Raw genomic sequence first — 6849 nt, forward strand, 5'->3', positions numbered from 1 at the left:
GCGCGGGGTGGTCATCCGGCCGCGGCCGCCATCGAGGGGAACGTCCGCGGCGTAGTCCCAGTTGCTCATCCAGGCGAGGAAGATCCGCCGCCCGTCCGGGGCATCGTTGAACGTTGTGCCCGCGTAGCAGTCGGGGCCGTGATCGAGCAGCGGCCAGGGGGTCTCGCCGAGGTCCGTGGGATCCGGTTCGCCCTGCCGCCACACCGGATCGATCGTGTACCGCATGCCCGTTCCCCGCCCCGGAGCCACGGGCCCCACGCTCACCAGCAGCACCTCGTGCAGCTCTCCCTCAATGGCCAGCGGGAATACGTCTGGGCATTCCACCAGTCCCTCGCCGGGGACGCGCAGCCAGCCGTCCAACGTCCAGGCCCGCAAGTCCGGCGAGCGGTACCGCAACACCAGGTGGTCGGCGGCCTCGACGACGACCATCGTCCAACCGTCGACCTCCCGGAAGACCTTGGGGTCGCGAAAGTCCGGCGTACCCCGGGTGAGGACGGGGTTTCCCGGGAACGGCGTCCAGGTGAACCCGCCGTCGGTGCTGGACGCCAGCGATTGGGCCTGCGTGCCGTGGCGCGGGGAGCCGGGGGAGTAGTGGGAGGTGTAGACCGCCACGAGCGGGGCGACCCCGTCGCGGCCCAAGCCTGAGGTGTTCGCGACGTCGTGGACGACCGACCCCGAGAAGATCTGTTCCTCGGCCGTGCAGGGCAACGCGACGGCGTGTTCGGTCCAGGTGGCGAGGTCCGGGGAGGTGGCGTGCCCCCACGACATGGTGCCCCAGTCGACGCCCTCGGGATTGGTTTGGAAGAAGAGATGCCACAGCCCGCCGTGGACGATGAGCCCATTGGGGTCATTGATCCAGTCGCGGGAGGGACGAAAGCGCGCCACCCGCCTAGCCTAGGCAGTGTCGGCGGTGCGATCGGTGTCGACCGGCCAGGGAACCCATGGATGGGAGGATCCGATGAACATCACAGTCTTGGGCACCGGTGTGGTGGGACGGACGCTTGCGGGACGGCTGGCCGAGGTGGGCCACACGGTCTGGCTCGGGACGCGGGACACCGCCCGCGCGGAGCAAGGGCTCGTCGCGTGGCTGGCCGAGCACCCCGGGGTGAGCTTCGCGACGTTCGCCGAGGCGGCTTCGCACGGGGCGATGATCGTCCACGCGGGCAACGGGGTGCACGCCGAGGAGATTCTCGCCGCCGCCGGGGAGGCGAACCTGGCGGGCAAGGTCGTCATCGACGTGTCGAATCCGCTCGACTTCTCCCACGGCTTCCCGCCGAGCCTCACGGTGTGCAACACCGACTCGCTGGCCGAGCGGCTTCAGCGCGCGTACCCCCAGGCGCGGATCGTCAAGGGACTCAACACCGTCACCGCCGCGGTGATGGTCGACCCGTCGCTCGTCGCTGGTCCGTTCAGCGTCTTTGTGGCCGGCGATGACTCCGATGCCCGCGGTCGGGCGGCGGGGCTGATCGCCGAGTTGGGCCACACCGACATCGTCGACCTGGGCGCGCTCACCGCCGCTCGGGGCCTCGAAATGTTCCTGCCCTTGTGGCTGTCCCTCATGCAGTCGATGGGTTCCGCCAACTTCGGCGTCTTGCTGCAACGTCCGGCGCAGTCGACGGCCTAGTACACCGAGGAGCCCGTCCGTCGCATCCCTGTCAGCTTCGGCCATGGACGTACCGTCCACAGCGGATGCTGACGGGGATGTTTCGGATCAGCGATCGAAGCCGGCGGCCGCCACGAGCGTCCGAGTGATCTCGGGATCGTGGGGCACGGGCACGCCGTCCAGGCTCACGATCGGCACCACGCCCTTCACTGACGAGGCGAACCAGGCGCCCTGGGAGTGGGGCAGGTCGGCGGGACGCAGGAGGGCGCGCCGGACGCGCACCCCCGCCGCCTCGGCGGCTTCCGTCACCACGGCGACCGTGATCGAAGGGAGGACGCCGGTGGCGCCGGTGGGACTGGTGATCAACTCATCGTCGCGCGCCACGATGAGGCCCGCCGTCGGACCCTCGAGGGCGTACCCGTCGGTGGAGACGAACAAGGCTTCCTCCGCGCCGCGCTCGGCGGCGGCCCTCCGCGCCGCGAGGTTCACCCCGTAGGAGAGCGATTTGACGCCGCCCAGCAGCCACGGGGCGTCGCCGAAGGCGTCCGAGGCATAGCCGCGGGGGATGCTCGCCACCGTGATGCCAGCCCGGGAGGCGGCCAGCGCGGCGGGGTCTTGGGCGGTCAGGGTGAGGTAACCGGTGGGTCCGCTGGGGACATTCTCGCGGCCCCGGGTCCACACCAGTTTGAGCGCGGCCTCGCCGGGGACGTGCCAGGCCGCCACCGCCTCGTGCACCAGCGACTGCCAGGCGTCCGCGTCGGGGGCGGGCAGGGCCAGCCGGGCAGCGGAGGTGCGGAACCGGGCCAGGTGCCGGTCGAGGTGATCGACCCGCGACACGCCCTCGGTGGTCACCACCCGGGTGACTTCGAAGATGCCGTCGCCCCGGGTAGCGCCGAGGTCGTCGGCGGAGAGAATGGGCGCGTCGGGATCAACGACGCCGCGGCCGAGGACGGCGACCAGGTGCTGGGCGGGGCTCACGGCGGCAGCCTAGCCGCCCCCGCGGCGCGGCGCCCCTCTGTGCGACGTTGCTTGTGTCGTCGTCCTTGCTCGCGCTGTAGAGCAAGCGAGGACGACAAGCGCAAGAAGGGTCACCAGATGACCGCTGTGGCGGGGGACGCTTAGGGGGCCGAGGGTGCCGGGCCGGCATCGGTGGCGTTCAGGCGCTCCTGCTCTTCGGCGATGATCTTGGCGGCCAGGTCCTGATCGAGCACGTCCACGGCGTCGTCAGAGGCTTCGGCCAACGAACTGCGGCGGGCATACTCGTCGAACTCTGAGGCCTTCAGCGCCGCCAGTTGGTGCAGGCGTTCGTCCACCCCGTCCGGGTTCAGCAGCCGATGCACCTGGACGCCCCGCACCTGCCCCATGCGATGCACCCGGGCGATCGCTTGCTCCTCGATCGTGGGGGTGAGCTGCGGCTCGCACAGGATCACCACGGACGCCGCCTGGATGTTGAGCCCGACGCCTCCCGCTTGGATCTGGGCGATGAGCACGGCGGGTTCGGGGCAGTTGGTGAAGTCGTCCAGCAGGGCGGCGCGCTTCTCAAGGGGCACCGAGCCGGTCAGCGGACCAAAGACCTGCGGGCGACCCGGCTTCGGCAGCGTGGCAGCAAGCTGCTCGGCGAGCGTCCGAAAGAAGGTGAAGACGACCGTCTTGCGCCCGTTGGCGGCGGCCTCCTCGACGAGGGCCACGAGACGATCCGCCTTGCCGCAGCGGGCGGGGTCGGTGCTGTGAAAGCCCGCGCGCCGCATCGCCATGAAGTTGCCCTCAAGGACGGCCTGCCTATAGGCGAACCAATCCCAGGAGGTGAAATCCACCCAATCCTCGGATTCCACTCTTTCGGGCAGTTCGACGAGAACGTCCTCGGTGTTGCGCCTCAGGTAGACGGGGGCCATCTTGCGGCGGAAGACGACGGCGCCGAGCGTTCGCGCGCTGCCCGGGACGGACACGTCCGGTTGCAGCATCTGCGCCAGCACCTCGAACTCCTCGACCCCGTTCTCCATGGGGGTGCCGGTGAGAAAGAGCACGCGTTGCGAGCGTCCGGCGAGGCGGGCGACGGCCTGGCTGCGGCGCGCTTCGGGGTTCTTGGCGTAGTGGGCTTCGTCCACGATGAGCGCGTCCAACACCAGGTCGGCGGGCAGCTCGAGGCGCTGGACGGTCTCGTAACTGGTGATCCCTAACGAGCCCGAAGTCAGCCAGGTTGTCACCTCATCTTGCCGATCGTCCCCGTGGATCACCGTCGCGGCGAGCTGGGTGCGGGCCGTGGTTTCGCGCGCCCAGTTGCTCATGAGGCTGGCTGGGCAGAGGACGAGAAAGCGCGGTGGCGTGCGTCCAAAGGGGGCTTCGGCCTTGAGGTGGGCGAGCATGGCGAGCGCCTGGATGGTCTTGCCGAGGCCCATCTCGTCGGCCAGCAGCACGCGCCGCTGCCCGAGAGCGAACTTCGCGCCGAACGCTTGGTAGCCACGCAGGCTCACGGTGCGCAGGCGATCGTTGAGCGTGATGCCTTCGATGCTGGCCACGAGTTCGTCCGACAGGTGGCCGTGCGCCGCCGACTCCAGGCCGAGGGGCACGAGCTCCGACAACCAGGCGTAATAGTCGGAGGCCCGCTTCTCGAAATCGGGCCACGGGTTCGGCTGGGGTTCGGCGAGGCGTTTGTCCACGGCGTCAAAGTGCTGCTCGAGCTCCGGCTCGGCCACCTGGGCGGCGAGCCAGTCGAGCGCCGCCTGCGCGCGGGCCTTCGTGGCGGCATCGCGCGTGAACATCCAGCGCAGGCCCCAGGCGGTGGGACGAGCGTCCGCGAGGGCGACGGGCAGCGAGGTGGCCAGCGATTCGGCGGTATCGCGGACGGGCGCGATGGCCGTCCGCACCGACCGATAGCGGGCCAGCGCTCGGACCAGCGCATCCCCGTCCGGGTTCGCCGGATCGAGGTCGATCCGGAACCGGACGTCCTGTCCCGCCACCTCCCACAGGTGCGAAACGGCTCCGGCGACGGCCCGGGCTGTGGCCTCGCCCATCCCGGGCACGACGGCCAGCTCTTCGGCGGGCCGATCGAAGAGGTCGCCCACGGTGCTGAAGCCCGCGTCGGTCAAAGGCGCGAGCAGCAGGCGCTCGGTGCTGGCCTGGCGGAGCTTGTCGAGCGGCATCCCGGCCAGCTCGTGGCGCAGCTGGGCGGTGCGCAGGCGGTCGAAGGCGGCGGTGACCGCCGTGGTCGCCCCGGCCAAGGCGCTGAGCGCCCCCTGAGCGCGGGCCGCCAGCTGGCGGGCGGACCGCAGCACGTCGCGGGCCTGGCCACCGATGGAGATCACGGCGCCTATCCTGCCGCACCGCTCCCATGGTGTCGGATCGTGAGCCACAGCAAGACGGCGGCGCCGATCTGGGTCGCCGCGACCAGGGCGATCAGGGTGGGCAGCGACGTCCCGTACAAGAAGCCGCAGCCGCGCCCCCGACCCGACTTTTATCAGTGGGTGTGCAAGTGGTCGGCGTTGAGGCCGGCGTGAGCGTCGTCGGGGAGCGGGTAGACGGCTGTCATGACTTGGTCACCGTATGTGATCGGGCGGTGTGGTGCGGCGGAGTGTCAAGACCGGCCTTTTGAGGCGCCTGCCGGCGGTGGTTTGAGCCAGGCGGGCAGCGGGGTCTGAGATGAGCTGTTGATCGAGGCGCAAGGTGCCCGCATGGCGCCGAAAGTGGGCGCCAACAGCAAATGTGCGTCAGTCGACGAGGTCGCACTGGACCTCACATGCCTCTGGCAAGGGGTAATGGGAATGACATTTTCGTCGAGCGACGCAGAATCGTTGTTGGAGGCGCGCGCTTCGTCGGAACTGGGGCTCACCCAACTCATGCTGAATTCGGCCCTTGCTTCTCGTGGGCGACTTGAGCCTCGGTATTCAGCATGGTTTGGGTGGGGTTGGCGTTGATCGTAAGGCGCGGCGCCAAGCCGTACTCACGATGCGGTGCCGCTACCCGTGCCGTGCCGTCGGATCGTGAGCCACAGCAAGACGGCTGCCGCGACCTGGGTCGCCGCGACCAGGGCGATCAGGGTGGGCAGGGACGTCTCGTACAAGAAGCCGGCCGCCGCGCCGCCGAGGATGGCGGCGCCGCCCTGGATGGCCGCGAACACCCCGTAGGCGGTGGCGCGTCGATCAGGTTCCACGAGATCGGCGACCAGCGCCTTGACGGTCGAATCCTGCAGCCCGCTGGCGGCCCCCCAGCACAGGACGCCCGCGACGGCGATCCAGGCGGTCCGAGTGAACGCCAACGCTGGGACCACCGCCACCAGCACCGGCAGGACGAACAGCACCCGAGCGCCGACCCGGTCGTAGGCGTAGCCGTTGACGAGCGCCACGAGGCCTGAGGTCGCCTGCCCGGCGGCGTACGCCACGGGGATCGCGGCGAGCGGAATCAGGTGGGCGGCGTCGAGGTGGAAGGAGATCACTCCGAAGGTGACCAATCCCGCCGTGGTCAGGGCCGAGCAGGCCGCGAACAAGAAGAACGGGCGTCCGAGGTGCGTCCCGAAGGTTTCAGCCCACCAGCCGCGACCGGACGACGTCGGTGCCTTGGAGCCGAGGTCGGTGGGCGTCTTGGCGCGCAACCAGAACAGCAGGAGCATGCAGAGGGCACCCGGAATCGCCAACCAGGCCATGGCTGGGGCGATGAGACCGGTGGCGCCGATGAGGGCGGCGACGAGCAGCGGTCCGGCGAAGGCCCCCACCTCGTCCATGGCCTTGTGGACGCCGAAGCCTCGTCCGCGTCCGACCTGGCGGGCCATTTCGGCGAGCAACGCCGACTTCGAGGGGGAGCGGATCGCCTTGCCCGTCCGCTCGGCCAGCAGCAGGACGCACGCGAACCCCAGCCCGGCCGCGCCCACCGCGGGCGTAATCGCGAGCAGCGGGACGCACACCGCGGTGAGGCCGTAACCGATGATCGTGAGGGACCAATAGGCACCGGTTCGATCGGCGAGCGGTCCGAACACCACGCGCAAGACCAAGGCCATCGCCTCGCCTGCGCCGGTGATCAGGCCCACGAGCACCGCGGAGGCCCCGAGCGAGGCCAGCAGCGGCCCCGACACCGACCGGGCGCCCTCGTAGACCATGTCGGCCGCGAGGCTGACGAACCCGAAGCCGATGACGGCTCGCCACGCCGCCGCTGTGGACGTCGTGCTCACCAGCTGGCGCCCCCACCCAACGAGCTTGGCGGATCCGTCGCCCAGGTGATGGCGGCCTCAGTAGCGAGGTCGTCCTCGGGGTTCAGCG

At 70.1% G+C, this 6849-nt stretch carries 6 protein-coding genes; 2 read left to right on the forward strand and 4 right to left on the reverse strand.

Annotated elements, in window-relative coordinates; all coding sequences use genetic code 11:
• Positions 1–885 (reverse strand): glycoside hydrolase family 32 protein (locus tag B4M60_RS04995; RefSeq protein ID WP_291080878.1); only part of this gene is annotated, 885 nt, incomplete at its 3' end.
• Between the two features lie 73 nt (positions 886–958).
• Between B4M60_RS04995 and B4M60_RS05000 the strand changes: the two genes are divergently transcribed.
• Positions 959–1624: an NADPH-dependent F420 reductase gene (locus B4M60_RS05000; RefSeq protein WP_291080880.1), complete on the forward strand. Its 666-nt coding sequence runs from the start codon at positions 959–961 to the stop codon at positions 1622–1624.
• Positions 1625–1711: 87 nt separating this feature from the next.
• On the opposite strand, the gene B4M60_RS05005 is transcribed toward B4M60_RS05000, so the two are convergent.
• A complete protein-coding gene (locus B4M60_RS05005; RefSeq protein ID WP_291080882.1) occupies positions 1712–2581 on the reverse strand; it encodes an aminodeoxychorismate lyase in 870 nt (289 codons plus the stop codon).
• Between the two features lie 140 nt (positions 2582–2721).
• Positions 2722–4905, reverse strand: coding sequence for a DEAD/DEAH box helicase (locus tag B4M60_RS05010; protein WP_291080884.1), 2184 nt, complete (start codon positions 4903–4905; stop codon positions 2722–2724).
• A gap of 39 nt (positions 4906–4944) precedes the next feature.
• Between B4M60_RS05010 and B4M60_RS05015 the strand changes: the two genes are divergently transcribed.
• Positions 4945–5097 carry a hypothetical protein gene (locus B4M60_RS05015; RefSeq protein WP_291080885.1) on the forward strand — a complete coding sequence of 51 codons (153 nt, stop codon included), beginning with the start codon at positions 4945–4947 and terminating at the stop codon, positions 5095–5097.
• A 443-nt stretch (positions 5098–5540) separates the two neighbouring features.
• Here the strand turns inward: B4M60_RS05015 and B4M60_RS05020 are convergent, their stop codons facing one another.
• Positions 5541–6761: an MFS transporter gene (locus tag B4M60_RS05020; RefSeq protein WP_291080887.1), complete on the reverse strand. Its 1221-nt coding sequence runs from the start codon at positions 6759–6761 to the stop codon at positions 5541–5543.
• Positions 6762–6849: the final 88 nt, after the last annotated feature.

Origin of the sequence: Dietzia sp. UBA5065 (assembly GCA_002415925.1) — a bacterium.
Classification (GTDB): domain Bacteria; phylum Actinomycetota; class Actinomycetes; order Mycobacteriales; family Mycobacteriaceae; genus Dietzia.